Genomic DNA, 16,049 nt, shown 5'->3' with positions numbered 1-16,049 from the left:
TGCCCCACCGCCGTCGCACCGCGGGGGGCTGTCCGGCCGCAAGGCCACATCCGAAAGGTACACACCATGAGTCGTCATTACGAAATCGTGTTCCTGGTCCACCCGGATCAGAGCGAGCAGGTCCCGGCCATGATCGAGCGCTACAAGTCGCTGGTCGAGAACGGCAAGGGCACCATCCACCGTCTGGAAGATTGGGGCCGTCGCCAGCTGGCGTACCCGATCCAGAACCTGGTGAAGGCCCACTACGTCATGCTGAACATCGAAGTGGACCAGGCCGTGCTGAGCGAGCTGGTCGAGAGCTTCCGCTTCAACGACGCCGTGCTGCGCCACCTGGTGATCAAGCGCGACGGCGCCGACACCGAGCAGTCGCTGATCATGAAGAGCAAGGACGAGAAGGCCGACAAGCCCGAGCGCGGTGAGCGCCGTCGTCGCGACGACGAAGAGGGCGATGCGCCCGCCGCCGCCACCGAAACCGACGGCGACGCCGCCGAAGCCGCCTAAGGAGCACGCTCATGTCCAAGTTCTTCCGTCGTCGCAAGTTCTGCAAGTTCACCGCCGAGGGCGTCAAGGAGATCGACTACAAGGATCTCAACACCCTGCGCCAGTACCTCACCGAGAACGGCAAGATCGTGCCGAGCCGCGTGACCGGCACCAAGTCCAAGTACCAGCGTCAGCTGGCCACGGCGGTCAAGCGCGCGCGTTTCCTGGCGCTGATCCCGTACACGGACAACCACGACGTTTAATTCCGGGCCTCCCGGAATGCAACACGGCCCGCACCTCCCGGTGCGGGCATTCAACTGAAGTCTGGCGATCAAAGAGTGCGGTGCCGATCGGGCGCAAATCCCGATTCCCGAATCCCCAATCCCGGCTTCTCCTATTCGGACAGCACCCGTTGCGGCGGCCGCGTGCCGACGCTAACGAATAACGGAGCAAGACCATGCAACTGATTCTTCTGCAGAAAGTGACCAACCTGGGCGGCCTCGGCGACAAGGTCGACGTCAAGCCGGGCTACGGCCGCAACTACCTGGTGCCGCAGGGCAAGGCCGTGCCGGCCACCGCCGCCAACATCGCCGAGTTCGAAGCCAAGCGCGCCGAGTACGAAGCCAAGGCCAAGTCGATCCACGACGACGCCGAAGCCCGCGCCGCCAAGCTGGAAGGTGCCAGCGTGACCGTCAAGGCCAACGCCTCCACCGAAGGCAAGCTGTACGGCTCGGTCGGCCCGCGCGACATCGCTGAGGCCTTCACCGCCGCCGGCATGCCGCTGGAGAAGGGCGAAGTGGTGCTGGGCGAAGGCGCGTTCCGCAACATTGGCGAGTACGAGGTGCTGGTGCGCCTGCACGCCGACGTGGAAACCACGGTCAAGGTCGTGGTCGAAGCCGACGCCTGATCCCTGCGTCATCGCTGTACCGACACGGGCACCGCAAGGTGCCCGTGTCGTTTTTGCCGACCGGCGCCGCCCTCGGCGGGCCATGCGGCCCTGGCCGGGCGCGGCCGGCGCAAGACCCGCCGGCTGCGAGTGCGACCGCCGTCGCATCGCCGCCGCCCGGCGCAGGCCGCCCCAGCCTCGCGCGGGGGCCGCTATACTCAGCGTCTCGTGTCCGATGTCGGCCCGGCGGTGTAGCCGCATCAATGGGTTGGAAGCAGGACCTCACCTGGATCTTCATTAGCGGCAGCGCAGCTCGGAATGCCGGCGGCGTCTGCCATGGATTGCCCGCACCATGCGCCTGTCGACCATCAAGCTGTCCGGCTTCAAGTCCTTCGTCGATCCGACCACGCTGCACCTGCCGACCAACATGACCGGCATCGTCGGTCCGAACGGTTGCGGCAAGTCGAACATCATCGACGCGGTGCGCTGGGTGATGGGCGAAAGCTCGGCCAGCCGGCTGCGCGGCGATTCGCTGACGGACGTGATCTTCTCCGGTTCCTCGGCGCGCAAGCCGGTGTCGCAGGCCACGGTGGAACTGATCTTCGACAACACCGACCACACCATCGCTGGCGAGTACGCCTCGTTCAACGAGATCTCGGTCAAGCGCCAGGTCAGCCGCGACGGCAGCAGCAGCTACTACCTCAACGGCACCAAGTGCCGGCGCCGCGACATCACCGATCTGTTCCTGGGCACCGGCCTGGGCCCGCGCAGCTACTCGATCATCGAGCAGGGCATGATCAGCCAGATCATCGAGGCGCGTCCGGAGGACCTGCGCGTGTACCTGGAGGAGGCCGCCGGCATCTCCAAGTACAAGGAGCGGCGCAAGGAGACCGAGACCCGCATCCGCCACACCCGCGAGAACCTGGAGCGCCTGGGCGACCTGCGCGAGGAGATCGGCAAGCAGCTCGAGCACCTCAAGCGGCAGGCGCGCCAGGCCGAGCAGTACCAGGCGCTGCAGGAAGAGCGGCGGATCAAGGACGCGCAGTGGAAGGCGCTGGAGTACCGCGGCCTGGACGGACGCCTGCAGGGCCTGCGCGAGGCGCTGGGCCAGGAAGAGACCCGCCTGCAGCAGCTGATCGCCGAGCAGCGCGATGCCGAGGCGCGCATCGAGACCGGCCGCGTGCGCCGCGAGGAGGCCGCCGAGGCGCTGAGCACCGCGCAGGCCGAGGTCTACAAGGTCGGCAGCACCCTGGCCCGGATCGAGCAGCAGATCCAGCACCAGCGCGATCTGTCGCAGCGCCTGCACAAGGCGCGCGACGAGGCGCAGCTGGCGCTGGCCGAGCTCGGCCAGCACATCGGCACCGACGAGGCCAAGCTGGCCCTGTTGCGCGAATCGGTGGACGTGGCCGGCCCGCAGCTGGAGCAGCTGCAGGAAGACAACGAATACAAGCAGGAAGCGCTGCGCGAGGCCGAGGCGCGCCTGGCCGACTGGCAGCAGCGCTGGGAATCGCATCAGCGCAACACCGCCGAAGCCTCGCGTGCCGGCGAAGTGGAGCGCACCCGCGTCGATTACCTGGACCGGCAGTCGCTGGAGGCCGAGCGCCGCCGCGAGGCGCTGCTGGCCGAGCGCGCCGGGCTGGACCTGGACGCGCTGGCCGAGGCGTTCGCGCAACTGGAACTGCAGCACGAGACCCAGCGCGCCGCGCTGGACGGGCTGACCGAGCAGGTCGAGGCGCGCAAGCAGGCGGTCGCGGCGCTGCAGGACCAGCAGCGCACCGCGCAGGCCGAACTGGCCGACGTGCGCAAGCAGGCGCAGGCCGCGCGCGGCCGGCTGTCGTCGTTGGAAACCTTGCAGCAGGCCGCACTCGGCCAGGAGCAGGGCGCGGCGGTGGCCTGGCTGCAGGCGCGCGGGCTGGATTCGGCGGCGCGCGTCGGCGAACGGCTCAACGTCGAGAGCGGCTGGGAGAACGCCGTCGAAGGCGCGCTCGGGCAGTTGATCGAAGGCGTGCTGGTGGAGGCGCCGGAACAACTGGTCGACGCGCTGGGCGAACTCGGCGAAGGCCGCATCGCCCTGGTCAGCGGCGAGGAGGCGGCCGAGACGTTCGCGCCGACTTCGCTGGCGGCCAAGGTGCAGGGGCCGATCGCGATTCGCCGGCTGCTGGCGCGGCTGCACGCGGCCGAGGATTTGAGTGCGGCGCGGGCGCTGCTGCCGCAGCTGGGCGAGGGCGATTCCATCGTCACCCGCGACGGCGCGCGCCTGGGCCAGGGCTGGCTGCGCGTGTCGCGGTCCGGCGCGGCCAAGCAGGGCGCACTGCTGCGCGAGCGCGAGATCCAGAGCCTGCGCGGCCAGATCGAGACGCTGCAGGAGCGCGAGGCCGATCTCGAACACCGCCTCGGCGAGATGCGCGCGCAATTGCTGGCCGGCGAGCAGCAGCGCGAGGACGCGCAGCGCCAGCTGTACCAGGCGCACCGCAGTGCCTCCGAACTGGCCGGCCAGTTGCAGAGCCAGCAGGGCAAGGTCGACGCCGCGCGCACCCGCATCGAACGCATCGAGCTGGAGGTCGCGCAGCTGCTGGAAACCCTGGACAGCAGCCGCGAGCAGGCGCGCGAGGCGCGTTCCAAGCTGGAAGACGCGGTCACCAGCATGGGCGACCTGGAATCGGTGCGGCATGCGCTGGAAAGCGAGCGCCGCCAGCTCACCGAAGCGCGCGACCTGGCCCGCGACGCCGCACGGCGGGTGCGCGAGGCCTCGCACGCCCTGGCCCTGACCCTGGAGTCGCAGCGCACCCAGATCGCCTCGCTGAGCCAGGCGCTGGAGCGGATGGGCAACCAGCGCGGGCAACTGGACGCGCGCCTGGGCGAACTCAGCGCGCAGTTGAACGAGGGCGACTCGCCGGTGCTGGCGCTGGAGGCCGAACACCAGGCCGCGCTGAGCGAGCGCGTGCGCACCGACCGCGCGCTCGGCGAGGCGCGCGCGCTGCTGGACGGCATAGACAACGAACTGCGCGCGCTGGAGCAGACCCGCCAGCAGCGCGACGAACAGGCGCTGGCGCAGCGCGAACGCATCGCCCAGCGTCGGCTCGACCAGCAGGCGCTGGTGCTCAGCGCCGAGCAGCTGTCGGCGGCGGTGGTCAAGGCCGGCTTCGTGCTCGAGGACGTGATCAACGGCCTGCCCGAACATGCCGACCCGGCCGAGTGGGAGCAGGCGGTGCAGCAGATCGATGGACGCATGCGCCGGCTGGAACCGGTCAACCTGGCGGCGATCAGCGAGTACGGCGAGGCCGCGCAGCGCGCCGAGTACCTGGAAGCGCAGGACGTCGACCTCAATACCGCGCTGGAGACCCTGGAAGACGCCATCCGCAAGATCGACCGCGAGACCCGCGGCCGCTTCAAGGACACCTTCGACCGGGTCAACTCCGGCGTGCAGGCGCTGTATCCGCGCCTGTTCGGCGGCGGCCACGCCTACCTGGAACTGACCGGCGAGGACCTGCTGGACACCGGCGTGGCGATCATGGCGCGGCCCCCGGGCAAGCGCGTGTCGAGCATCTCGCTGCTGTCCGGCGGCGAGAAGGCGATGACTGCGGTTGCCCTGGTGTTCGCGATCTTCCAGCTCAACCCGGCGCCGTTCTGCCTGCTCGACGAGGTGGACGCGCCGCTGGACGAGGCCAACGTCGGCCGCCTGGCGGCGATGGTCAAGGAAATGAGCGAGAAAGTGCAGTTCCTGTTCGTCAGCCACAACAAGGCGACGATGGAGGCGGCGCATCAGCTCAGCGGCGTCACCATGCGCGAGCCCGGCGTCAGCCGCCTGGTCAGCGTGGACCTGGAGGAGGCCGCGCGTTTGGCGGGCGCGGCCTGACGTGACATGCTAAAGGACGTGATGCGCGTCGAGGCTTGGTTCCCGTGTTGGCCGACCCGATGCGCACCCAGCAGATATTTCCCCCCTGTGTACCCTTGCCGGAGTAACCCCTGAATGTCCGACATGGCAATGCTACGCATCGGCATCCTCGCCGCCGGCTTGCTGTTGATTGCGGCGATCTTCCTGTTCGGCCGCCCGAAGAAACCGAGCCAGGGCCGGCGCGTGGAGCCGGTCGATCCGGCCGCGCCGCGCCGCGAACCCTCGCTGGGCGACGCCGCCCCGGCCGCAGGCGATGACGCGCTGGCCGCGCCGGGCGCGGACGGCGAAGTGCGCCAACCCGAACTGGGCCTGCCCGCGGCGGAGGCGCCCGGCGCCGAACTCGGCAAGCGGCCGAGCCAGGATTTCGACAAGATCGTCTCGTTGTACGTCGCCGCCCGCGCCGGGCAGGTGCTGCGCGGCGAGGACATCGTGGTGGCCGCGGAGAAGACCGGCCTGACCTTCGGTCACATGAACGTGTTCCATCGCTTGGTCGAGGGCCATCCCGAGCGCGGTCCGATCTTCAGCATGGCCAGCATCATGAAGCCGGGCAGCTTCGACATGGCGCACATCCGCGAGATGGAGACCCCGGCGATCGCCTTCTTCCTGACCCTGCCGGCGCCGCTGACCGCGCTCGACGCCTGGGAGAAGATGCTGCCGACCGTGCAGCGCATGGGCGAACTGCTCGACGGCGTGGTCCTGGACGACAGCCGCAATGCCCTGGGCCGCCAGCGCATCGCCCACATCCGCGACGACCTGCGCGCCTACGACCGCCAGCACCAGGCGCCGCCGTTGACCAAGGCACCGCGCTGGTAGTTCGACGCCCCCACGATTTTAAGTGGCGCGCAAGTTTGGATTCCAAACCGGCCTGCCACTCAGGGGGCGGGCGTCAGACATGGCGGGGCGGTTAGCTCATTGCTTCCATGGGATTTCGCCGAACAAAAGCTAAGGCTGGCGCAATTGCGGATATCAGTGTGGTTATCAGAACGACACATGCACCAAGAAACATGTGCAAAGGCTTTAAGCCCCCAAGCTGAAAGTAGCGCAGGGTTACCTGTTCTCCAGCTAAGACAATGATAAGTCCCAGCAAGGTCGCCGCGATAGCCAGGATCAAGTTCTCCAGCAAGATCAGTTTGACTATTTGACCACGCGTAGCGCCTAGCGAACGGCGAATGCCGAACGATCTTCTGCGGGAATGCACACAAAAGCTCACCAGAGTGCCGACAGAAACCGCGGAGATCAATAACATGATTGCAATCATTGTAAATAGAGACTTCACGATCTGATGATCTGCCTGGAAGTAGTCATCGATAGAACTGCTCAATAGTCCAATGCGGTTCAACGTCCGGTCCTGCCGCAAGGCTGCCAATTTCTGTTGCGCTTGCGCCTGGATTTTGCTTATATTTGCTTCCGCCGTAACGCGAAGCACATAGATTGAGTAGTCAAAACCAGGTTTGACCGCAAAGAAAACTGAGTCATTTGACGAAGCAAGATCGCCGATGGAAGATTTCGCTGCCCTATCAACTACGCCGACCACCGTCGCGCTATACGAACCACTGCCATCATGGATGACATTGCCTACTGCAGGGTTGCCGTGCCAAAGCCTTTCGGCCAAGGATTTCGTTACCAGCGCCGCTCCTCGCGGCGGGGTCTGGATCGAATAGTCAACCTCATCGTCCTGAGTTAACGCCCGCCCCGCTATGAGCGTCAGGCCGAACGCGTCCACTACATTGGATGTTGTGGGATAGAGATTGACATGGTCAATGCCTACTTCCGGTTTGCTTAGATCAGGCAAGATTCGAGCTGTCGACGCAGAGCCACTCAACGGTACTGCCTGAGCTTGAACGACGGCGCGGACGTCATTGATGCTTGCAAGTGTGCGCAAATCTGTATTTGCCTCCGCTAATTTCTGCGCGGGACTTCGTTTGTCTTCATCACCATCGGAATACTGAATCCAAATGACATGGCGGTCATCAGCACCTGAGCTTAATGTCATGCGCTCGATGCTTTGCATGATGAAAACGAAGCAGAAAGTCACCATGCAAAATGCCAGAGCCAGCTCAAGGACAAGGAAGCAAACCGCGAGCTTATAGGATCTAAAAAAAGCTTTGATAGAGGGAATCACTGATTAACCCCGCATTGCGCTTGCCGGATCCACCTTGCTCGCATTGATCGCCGGCCAGAGGCTTGACAATATTGACATGGCGATGGCGAGAATGGCTGCTATGCACAAAGAGCCAAGGTTTAAGTTGAAATAATTGGCATATGGGGGGTTGATACAGCGCATTACGAATACGCCCACGACACCAAATAAGACTCCAAGCGTTGCCCCAAATATCCCGAGTGCGCTTGACTCCGAAATGAATTCGGCGACGATCACTGAACGCGTGGCGCCCAGGGCGCGCTTGATGCCGACCTCTTTTTTTCGATGGTGGAACATTACGAATAGCAGGCCGGAGCAGTTGATAAGGCACGCTAGTAAAAAGAAGTAAGATGCGATTGTCTGAATTTTGAAAACCAGCGGTATTTTAATGTTCTGCTCAATCCACTGCTGTAGTGTGCGCAGTTGCCAGTTTTCGGGGCGATCATAGAGTCCCAATTCTCTCCTGGATTGATAGAGTGCATGCAGAACATCCTTGTAACGTGAAACGCTCGCATTGTCTGGAAGCTCGACCCAATACTGAAGCCAAGTGCATGGCGAGAAGCGAAGATCATTCTGCTGAGGTCCGAAACAGTCGATGGAGCCCGTGACAGGCATTGAGCTTTCAATTGCTAATGGTAGAGGGACGAAGATATCCTCGACATTGAAGCCAGAGCTTGCTAGATCGTAAAAACGGGGATAAATGTTCCACTCATTCAGAATGCCGACGATCTCGAAATTTTTGCCTGCGATCTGAATCAATTTCCCCAAGGCGACATTGCCGCTGTACATCTCTTCAGCCAATCTGCGACTGATGACTACTACACGATCGCGACGCGCTTCCTCTTGCTTTGTCCAAGGCCGGCCCGCCCAGATTGGCATATCAAACAAGGCAAAGGCGGCAGCGTTGAGGTAACGCGCTGTTGCGTAGCGTTTGACGGACGACATGTCGCTGCGTACCGGAACTCGTCCTTGTGCGAGCGCGGCGGCTTTCACATCAGGGCTGGTGTCTGACAGTGCCTGCGCGTCCTGCCACGTGAGTCCTGGAGGTGGCTCGACCCCTTGATGATATGCGTCACCACCCCTGTATCCACGCGCAGGCCTTGGGTCCAACTGGACATGGAAGATCTGATGACTACGCCCTGGAACTGGATCGGCCTTCAGTCCTCGCATGACGGCTTCCATGGTACTTACTCCGCCAATTGCCATTGCAATTAGTAGTATGAAAATGCTCGAGATGACCGGAGACCGCCTGATCCATTGTCTAAGCCAGAACTTTAGATTTGAAATTTCAAATAAGTTGCGCGGCTCAACACTGCACATTGGATCTCCAATTACCAGTGTAAGGATCGTAAGTGCATTTTGAGGGCTTGGCCGTTTTTACATCAGGACTATTGATAAAAACACGGCAATCAGTACATGCATAGCGGAATTCACAGTCTTTGCATCCATCGAGCGTATCTTTGGTTATCCCCCAAGTCGCCTGAAAACTTGCGCTAATCACCACTTCTTGAATAGGAGTCTGTCCAATCACGCCGAAGGATTGCCTGGAAGCGGGGCAATTGCGGATATGACCATCAGCATCAATGCCAACCTTGCCCGCGTGGCAACCATTGGATACCTTTAGTATCCTGAAATTCGATACCGTAGGTGCGCAAATTGATGCTTGTGTAATGGTTCCGCAATCTTGGCTTGAGTTTAAGCGCTTAGCGTGAAAGCGGATATTCTGCCCAGTGTCGAGTACGATGTCCCAATCCTTGGTCTGGACGGGCGCCGAATGAAAGGTGATCCCTGAAATCTGGCCGTTACTTTGAAGGCAGTTTGTAAGCCAAAAACGATCCTCAAACGAGCGAAAAGGAGCAATAATCTCAACTCCTCTTATTGAAGCCATGTGAGCTGCAGCCGAAAGTTCCAGGATTAAATCTTCTTCAAGGGGGAGCTGAAAAATCCGAAGTTGGATGAACTCGCAACCAACTTCTGAAAGTTCAAGAAAAACTTTTTGATAATTATGGTGCTTGAACGCCACATCTATTAGTGCATGGGTCGGCATGCAGGGCGTTGTTACGTCCGGCATGGCGATGTCAATCCAAGGATTTTTTCTTATGGTATATGCTGCGATGCCAAGATCAATTAGGCTGTCGGCCAATTTGTTTAGGCCTGGATGAAATTCTGAATTCTCAATCGCAGCGCGCGTTGCATTCTTTAGGATATGCAACTTTGGTATCAGCTCAGAAGAAAAGCGGATTATTGAGGATGTTCGAAAGTCATAAAATGCAGAGTGGCTAGCCCCCTCGACGAGTGGGCAATTTGGGAAGTATGAAAAGTATTCCATTAAATATCGCTGCCCCAATTGCTTATCGGGAGTTGATAAGATGTGCCAGATAACTCAAATCCGGAAAGCCTGGAATTCCAGAACTTTCCTATAAGTTTTAGTTCAGTATCACGGATGTCGCGATAAAAAATTTTGCGAAATCCTAATGGTATGCGCTCAGAGGAGTAGTGCTCTTCACCGAGCAATGCCAGATCTGACGGACTAATAGAATCAGACATATGCCGCGCCTCGCCAACTAAGCCAGAGCGCTACCCGTTGGTGAAGGTCAAACCCACATGCCTCGGATATTGCTCCGAATTGCCCGCTTGGGTTTATCTCGAGGAAGTAATAAGTACCGTCATTGCCGACGATGAAGTCTACTGATCCAGTATTCAGGTTAAGTCGCTTGAACAGCTCTCTTGTACGTGTGGCGATGTCAACAGGAAGTGTAATCGGTATGTTTCGAGTAGGGCGTGCATTGTTGTATTTGCGGTAGTCGATTGTTGTCATTGCATCTTCCTGCGACATGATCGCGCATGAAAAAAATTGACCATCCAGATAGAAGCTTCTTACCTCGTAGCTTTTTGGGACAAGATGTTGTAGGTATGACGGCGGACTACCACATTGGATGGTCGCTGCCTCTTCAGGTAGGACTAACTCTGTATAAGAGAAATAGGCGCGTCTAGTGATCTCATAGTCCCAGGCATAAAGGCAGTCACTGGTTGGCTTGCTTACACATGCTCCTTGTTGTACAAAGTCAAGCGCTCGGCCGCCATCATTTGTCACTAAATAGTCGGGGACGTTTAGTCCAGCTTCTCGCGCAATTTTACAAACGATCAGTTTATTGAGATCGCCGATCTGAGAGTGCCCGAGAATCCTGATTTTTTTGGATTTAAGTATGAAATGAAAGTAAGCCTTAACCGCGTTTGATTCGCGGGTCAGTCTGCCATCCAAAATGGCTGAAATTGATTTTGCTGTTCCTGCATCTTCAGTAGAAAAAATCTCATCGAACCAGAAACTTCCTTTTCGATACCACACAGACTTCACCATATTACTATCTATGTGGATGTTATCTATCTTGAGCTGCCAACCCGCCTGATCAGCCGTCAGGCATAGCATTGCGGTATCGTCACCTTGATTGATGCGCACAACGGGCTCTCCCTTTCGTACGAGTTCTCGCACTACTGCATTGGAAGAGGGGTCGTCACTGGTGGTAAAAATCAATATCATTGTATGAGACTTGCATTTGAGGAGGCTTTCTTAAGAAAGCCTCCCTTTATGCTTAGCGCTTGAATGACGGCGCGATGTTGCCACCGGAACCAGAACCAGAGCAGACGGCATCGTTTGTGCCGTCCATATGGCACGCGTTATGAGTATGCATGGTATGAACAACCTCACCACCAGCCACCTGGGTCAGTTCTTCTTTCTTCAAGACTCGGAAAATTTCGTTATTCATACGTTTCTCCTTGGGTTTTGCCTACTCTCTTTTGGCTTTTCGGCATTCGCCATCGTGCAGTGCAGCTACACAACTATGTTCGTTGCCTGTCTTCCTGGAATATTGATAAGTTGGCCATTCTTAACTTCAAACACTCGGTCGGCCATAGCAATAGTTTCTTTGCGATGTGCCACAATAATGCGCGTGATTCCCGTCTTTCTGATAGCCTGATCCACAATCTCTGCATTCTTCATGTCCAGGCTACTGGTGGCTTCATCCAGGAAAAGCAATTTTGGCTCTCTATATATCGCGCGTGCAATCAGAATGCGCTGTCTCTGCCCACCAGAAAGTGTACTCCCCATATCTCCAACAGGGGTGCTATATCCCATGGGCATCTCACTGATGTCTTTGTGGATTGACGCTGCCGAAGCCGCAGCAATGATTCTGTCCATCGAGAAATTTGGATCGAAGAAGCTGATGTTCTCTGCGATGCTTCCCGAAAAGATGGTATCTTCCTGGCGCACTACAGCAATGTGTTCACGAAAGTTGTTAAGGCCGAAATCGTGAATGTCCTGATCGTCGATCAAGACGTGTCCAGATGAGGGAAGCAGGCTACCTGTCATGATGTTGAAGAGCGTGCTTTTGCCACCTCCGCTATCTCCTGTGATTGCCACACACTGACCATACTCTACACGTAACGAGACATTATTCAGGACATTCGCTTCATTTCGGACATAGCCAAAACTAACGTCTCTAATTTCAAACGAAGGTTTCATGAGCGCTTCTTTAGAACTAATTTGAGTGCTCTCTGGCTGGGCTTCGGCGATGTCGTTAATGCGCTCGGAATGAACTTTAAGCAGCAGTAGCTCCTGAAGATGGCTTGCAAGTGTAGATAAGTGTGCCCCGACATACTCTGCGTATGCCATAAATGCCACAAGACCGCCAAGCGAAAGATTTTTTCCATATACTAGTACGGTGCCAAAGGCGAGAACTAGAACTCTTCTCAAGTTCTGTGTCAGTACCTGGGTAAGTTGATAGTTGCTAGTGACACGCTGTACGTGCATCTTCGCAATCTGTGCGTTGGTTAGAAGTTCAACATAACGCGACTGTCGAAGACTCTCTTTGTTTGCAAGCTTGACTGCATGCATTCCTCTGAGCGTTTCGACAAGATCAGTCTGCTGCTTAGCTGAGGTTATAATAGCTCGCGCTGACAATGGCGCTAGATGGGCGTTACCCGCAATGCTTAACAACAAGCAGGCTGCGCAAAACACGGTGACGATCAGCGTGAGCTGCAAACTGTAGGTCAGCATTACTCCAAAAGCGAAAAGGCTAATTATGCTGCTTAGGATAATTTCGCATGCGGTGGAGGTTAGCGCAGCCTGGATAGACTCCATTGATGAAAAGCGAGACAGCGTTTCCCCTAGGCTCCTTCTGGTAAAGAAATCTGCTGGCAGGAGCAGGGAGCGCTTTAGCAGTTCGCTAGACCAGGCAATATTGACTTTGCTACCAATCCAGGAAATTCCCGCACTACGACCTACTCCGAGTATAAATTGAATGATTGAGAGCGCTGCGAAAAGCCCTGCGCTAAGCACGATAATGTGGCCGTCTAAATCATTCAGCGATAGCTGGTCTATCAACATCTGCGCTTGGAAAGGCAGTGTCATTGCAATAGCTTCAATCCCTGCTGCAATGCAGATCACGAGCAGGACGCTACTAACGGAGCCAGCCGGAATGGTGAATATTTCCCTTGATTTGCTTCGAGTTTGTGCTAATCTCATTGGCGCTTGTGAAACGCTTTTTATGAGCATTGCCGCACCCGTGAATCTAATGTTGAACTCTTGGCGGCTTATTGTGTAGCGACCAATAGCTGGGTCATGCAGTTCGACGCGTTTGGTATTTAGCTTTAAAACAACGACGTAGTGGTTGTGCTCCCAGTGCGCAATAAAGGGAGCAAACTCCCTAGGAATCTTCTCTGGGTTCATGCTGACGGGTAGATGGCCCACATCTAGCGCACTTAGCAGATCAGACATTTGCGCTAGCGTCATCCCACGAGGATATGGGCCAAATTCCCTTCTTAAAGCATGCAGACTTATGGCTTGTCCGTGTAGGCGCAAAATAGTTGCAACGCATGCTAAACCGCATTCTGTTGCTTCGCTCTGCAATAACCCCGTGGGTCGCAATCTGAAGGGTATCTTTTTCAATCAATTCCCTCCCTTGTGACAATGCTTACTGAGTCTGCGCTCGGCTTATGTTGCGTGTCTTTATGGGCGGCGCGTGCATGCAAGAAGGAGTGCGCCAGTATCAGCACTGTAATAACGGATAAAATCCCAAGCAACGCAAAAAAAATAAGCCCTTTGGGTCTATCTAAATTTTGATCTGTTGGATTAATTGCCGGTGGGGGGCGCCAAAACAATGGCTCTATAAGATCAGAGTCTTGTGATGGGCGCTTTTCTTTCATTACTCGAGCCTAGTCGACTGTGAAGGCGGTGTCAAGAGGTTGTTTGCGCTTTGTGGCCATCTGGATGAGGACCTTGCTGTGCAATCTGTTTTTGTGCTTAAGTAATGATTGTAGTTGTTTTGTAATAGCTAGATAGTATATTAAATAGATTCAATTTCTCATTCTATACAATTGCGCGTTTGCCGAAGAACTCTCGCCGGCGCGCCGTGGCAGTTGCGAGCCTACTTTTTGCTGCTGACCAACCGATGGGGTGCCAGAAAGTGGCCGATAGATCGCTCAAGGCGTACCACTGCTGTAAAGATGGATCGCAGTATTGTCTCCATCAGGTACAGCTATCGCTCCGGATGCCTCGACTTTGGATGGTGCAGCTAAATCAGCATTAGCAGGTCCTTCTACCGCGCCACCTGATCCATCTCGGGCAGGAACATCTTGCGCCGCGTCTGATTGCGCTTGGCGTTGTACTCCGTATCGCCGAAGATCAGCTAGATTGAAATCGTCCGCCCGGTTCGTTGATGGATTGTTGCAGATCAGGCTACTTTGTTTAGGCCTTCCTTTTTGTTTAGGCCTTCCTTAGACGTTGGATTTCGGCGCTCTGATCCAACTCGGTATGCTGAACCTCACCAGCCTTGCCGAACCTTGTGTAGCTAGGCTTGCAGGCTGTGCGTTGTGAGACTCCTCCGCTCGGTGACTTCTGCTACCTTGCACCCAAGGCCTGTCACCTGCCGGATCGCTCGACACTGAACTCTTCCATGTACCGCTAGTTGTTCATGGACAACTCCCAATCTGCTATTTTCCATGGCCTTGAGATGTCTAGGAAACGCTGGGCGTATCATCCGGAAACGCGCTACTTGCGCGCCTTCATAAAAGCCTCCCGAAACCGCAGCATCTCCGCTTCGCTGCCGACGGTGACGCGGACCAGCTTCGGCCAGATCGGCCAGCTGCGGCCGACGATCACGCCTTGCTTGGCCATCGCCGCAGCGAAGGCGGCGCCGTCGCGCTTGACGTCGACCATGAAGCAGTTGGCCTGCGAGGGCAGGCACTTGTAGCCCTTGCTCTGCAGCCAGGCGATGGTGTCGTTGCGGATGCGCGCGTTCTCGGCGCGGCGGGTCGGCACCAGTTGCAGGTCCTGCAGGCTGGCGATGCCGGCGGCCAGCGCGGGCACCGACACCGGATTCTGGCCGAACGCGGCAAGCTTGGTTTGCAGCCCCGGCGCGGCCACCGCCAGGCCCAGGCGCAGCCCGGCCATGCCGTACAGCTTGGAGAAGGTGCGCAGCACCAGCAGGTCCTGGCGCTGGCCGATCAGGTCGATCACCGACGGCTCCTCGCTGTAGTGCAGATAGGCCTCGTCGACCAGCAGCACGCTGGAGGCGGGCTTGTTGGCCAGCAGCCATTCGATGTCGGCGCGCTTGGTGATCGAGCCGGTCGGGTTGTTCGGATTGCACAGGTAGATCAGGCCGGCGTTCGGGTCGGCGCCGGCCATGGCCTTGACGTCGTGCGCGCCGTCGGCGCGCAGCGGCACCCGCCGCACGGGCGCTCCCTGCGCGGCGGCGACATCGGCCACCGCCTCGAAGGTCGGATCGGCCACCACCACGCCGGCGCGCGGCGAGGTGAAGGCGCGCGCCGCGCGGGCGAGCGGCTCGCTGGAACCGGGATACACCGCCACGTGGTCGGCCGGCAGGCGCTGCTGGCCTACGAAAGCGGCGATCAGTTCGTCCGACAGCTCGAACAGATAGCGCCCGCTGCGCGGCAGGATCGCCTGTGCCGCCGCCAGCGCCGCGGGCGAGGGCCCCAGCGGGCATTCGTTGAAGTTCAGGTACACCGTGCCGGTTGCTGGCACTACGCCAGGTGTTGCCGCCGCAGTGTCGGCGACCTTGCGCCGCGCCGCCTCGGCGCTGGGCGCCAGGACCACGGCGCCCAGCGCCAAACCGGAGGTAGCCAGGGACAGGAAGGAACGGCGCGAGACCGGTAGCGACACGTGGCTCTCCAGAGCGGGTGGGGGAGGTCACGTTAACGAGGTGTTAATGGCGGGGCAAGGGAGTGAGGGGCCGGGATTCGGGATTTGGGATTTCGGGAGTGGCTTGAGGCTGGGATTGGGGATTAGGGCATTGGGGATTGGCAAAAGCCGGGTGGTGAGGTCGATGGCGCTGTGCGCTCCGTACCCTCACCCCAACCCCTCTCCCTTCTCCCATCGGGACCATGGCCCCCTTCTTGGGGGAAGGTGCCCCGCAGGGGCGGATGAGGATACGGGCGAAGCCTCGTATCGCAAGATCGTTGCAGGCGCTTTGCGCCTCGGACCCTCACCCCAACCCCTCTCCCGGTGGGAGAGGGGCTTTGGCTGCTTCCTTCTCCCCTCGGGAGAAGGTGCCCCGCAGGGGCGGATGAGGGTACGACCGCCAACAACGCGAGAAGTCCGAGCTTGGGCTCTTGCGAATCCCCACTCCCAAATC

13 protein-coding genes and 1 pseudogene are annotated in these 16,049 nt (G+C 58.6%); 5 read left to right on the top strand and 9 right to left on the bottom strand.

The window, feature by feature from the left end:
* Positions 1-66 precede the first annotated feature (66 nt).
* From rpsF to zipA, 5 genes are all read left to right on the top strand, one after another.
* The gene (gene rpsF / locus CEK66_RS07550; protein WP_010342529.1) at positions 67-501 is read left to right on the top strand and encodes a 30S ribosomal protein S6; all 435 of its coding nucleotides are present in this window, start codon (positions 67-69) and stop codon (positions 499-501) included.
* An 11-nt stretch (positions 502-512) separates the two neighbouring features.
* A complete protein-coding gene (gene rpsR / locus CEK66_RS07545; protein ID WP_002804494.1) occupies positions 513-743 on the top strand; it encodes a 30S ribosomal protein S18 in 231 nt (76 codons plus the stop codon).
* Positions 744-937: 194 nt separating this feature from the next.
* Positions 938-1,387 (top strand): 50S ribosomal protein L9, encoded by a 450-nt coding sequence (rplI, locus tag CEK66_RS07540; RefSeq protein WP_010342531.1) that lies wholly within the window; start codon positions 938-940, stop codon positions 1,385-1,387.
* Between the two features lie 331 nt (positions 1,388-1,718).
* Entirely contained in the window at positions 1,719-5,222 is a 3,504-nt protein-coding gene (gene smc, locus CEK66_RS07535) for a chromosome segregation protein SMC (RefSeq protein ID WP_152236448.1), read from the top strand.
* Between the two features lie 114 nt (positions 5,223-5,336).
* Positions 5,337-6,074 carry a cell division protein ZipA gene (gene zipA / locus CEK66_RS07530; protein WP_152236447.1) on the top strand — a complete coding sequence of 246 codons (738 nt, stop codon included), beginning with the start codon at positions 5,337-5,339 and terminating at the stop codon, positions 6,072-6,074.
* Between the two features lie 91 nt (positions 6,075-6,165).
* Here the strand turns inward: zipA and CEK66_RS07525 are convergent, their stop codons facing one another.
* From CEK66_RS07525 to CEK66_RS07495, 9 genes and pseudogenes are all read right to left on the bottom strand, one after another.
* Positions 6,166-7,383, bottom strand: coding sequence for an FtsX-like permease family protein (locus tag CEK66_RS07525; RefSeq protein WP_152236446.1), 1,218 nt, complete (start codon positions 7,381-7,383; stop codon positions 6,166-6,168).
* 3 nt (positions 7,384-7,386) lie between these two features.
* Positions 7,387-8,721, bottom strand: a complete 1,335-nt coding sequence (locus CEK66_RS07520) for an ABC transporter permease (protein WP_152236445.1) — start codon at positions 8,719-8,721, stop codon at positions 7,387-7,389.
* Positions 8,708-9,730 carry a grasp-with-spasm system SPASM domain peptide maturase gene (gene gwsS / locus CEK66_RS07515; protein ID WP_152236444.1) on the bottom strand — a complete coding sequence of 341 codons (1,023 nt, stop codon included), beginning with the start codon at positions 9,728-9,730 and terminating at the stop codon, positions 8,708-8,710. Before gwsS ends, CEK66_RS07520 begins: the two co-directional genes overlap by 14 nt.
* A gap of 210 nt (positions 9,731-9,940) precedes the next feature.
* On the bottom strand, positions 9,941-10,939 hold the full coding sequence (gwsG, locus tag CEK66_RS07510) for a grasp-with-spasm system ATP-grasp peptide maturase (protein WP_152236443.1): 999 nt from the start codon (positions 10,937-10,939) through the stop codon (positions 9,941-9,943).
* 52 nt (positions 10,940-10,991) lie between these two features.
* Complete coding sequence (locus CEK66_RS20335; protein WP_193312600.1) at positions 10,992-11,165, bottom strand: hypothetical protein; 174 nt, start codon at positions 11,163-11,165, stop codon at positions 10,992-10,994.
* Between the two features lie 65 nt (positions 11,166-11,230).
* Entirely contained in the window at positions 11,231-13,306 is a 2,076-nt protein-coding gene (locus CEK66_RS07505) for a peptidase domain-containing ABC transporter (protein ID WP_226978530.1), read from the bottom strand.
* Positions 13,307-13,341: 35 nt separating this feature from the next.
* The gene (locus tag CEK66_RS07500; protein WP_152236441.1) at positions 13,342-13,602 is read right to left on the bottom strand and encodes a hypothetical protein; all 261 of its coding nucleotides are present in this window, start codon (positions 13,600-13,602) and stop codon (positions 13,342-13,344) included.
* Between the two features lie 271 nt (positions 13,603-13,873).
* Positions 13,874-14,030, bottom strand: a pseudogene (locus tag CEK66_RS20590) (IS5/IS1182 family transposase); the annotation flags it as partial.
* A gap of 416 nt (positions 14,031-14,446) precedes the next feature.
* Positions 14,447-15,577, bottom strand: coding sequence for a pyridoxal phosphate-dependent aminotransferase (locus CEK66_RS07495; RefSeq protein ID WP_152236440.1), 1,131 nt, complete (start codon positions 15,575-15,577; stop codon positions 14,447-14,449).
* Positions 15,578-16,049: the final 472 nt, after the last annotated feature.

It is taken from the genome of Xanthomonas sp. LMG 12460 (assembly GCF_009192895.1).
GTDB lineage: Bacteria > Pseudomonadota > Gammaproteobacteria > Xanthomonadales > Xanthomonadaceae > Xanthomonas_A > Xanthomonas_A sontii.
This window is presented reverse-complemented; position numbering and strand designations above follow the sequence as displayed.

Bases quoted from the DNA above. Each gene is read 5' to 3' on its own strand.
- rpsF (WP_010342529.1), top strand. From the start codon at position 67: ATGAGTCGTCATTACGAAATCGTGTTCCTGGTCCACCCGGATCAGAGC.
- rpsR (WP_002804494.1), top strand. From the start codon at position 513: ATGTCCAAGTTCTTCCGTCGTCGCAAGTTCTGCAAGTTCACCGCCGAG.
- rplI (WP_010342531.1), top strand. From the start codon at position 938: ATGCAACTGATTCTTCTGCAGAAAGTGACCAACCTGGGCGGCCTCGGC.
- smc (WP_152236448.1), top strand. From the start codon at position 1,719: ATGCGCCTGTCGACCATCAAGCTGTCCGGCTTCAAGTCCTTCGTCGAT.
- zipA (WP_152236447.1), top strand. From the start codon at position 5,337: ATGTCCGACATGGCAATGCTACGCATCGGCATCCTCGCCGCCGGCTTG.
- CEK66_RS07520 (WP_152236445.1), bottom strand. From the start codon at position 8,721: ATGTGCAGTGTTGAGCCGCGCAACTTATTTGAAATTTCAAATCTAAAG.
- gwsS (WP_152236444.1), bottom strand. From the start codon at position 9,730: ATGGAATACTTTTCATACTTCCCAAATTGCCCACTCGTCGAGGGGGCT.
- gwsG (WP_152236443.1), bottom strand. From the start codon at position 10,939: ATGATATTGATTTTTACCACCAGTGACGACCCCTCTTCCAATGCAGTA.
- CEK66_RS20335 (WP_193312600.1), bottom strand. From the start codon at position 11,165: ATGAATAACGAAATTTTCCGAGTCTTGAAGAAAGAAGAACTGACCCAG.
- CEK66_RS07500 (WP_152236441.1), bottom strand. From the start codon at position 13,602: ATGAAAGAAAAGCGCCCATCACAAGACTCTGATCTTATAGAGCCATTG.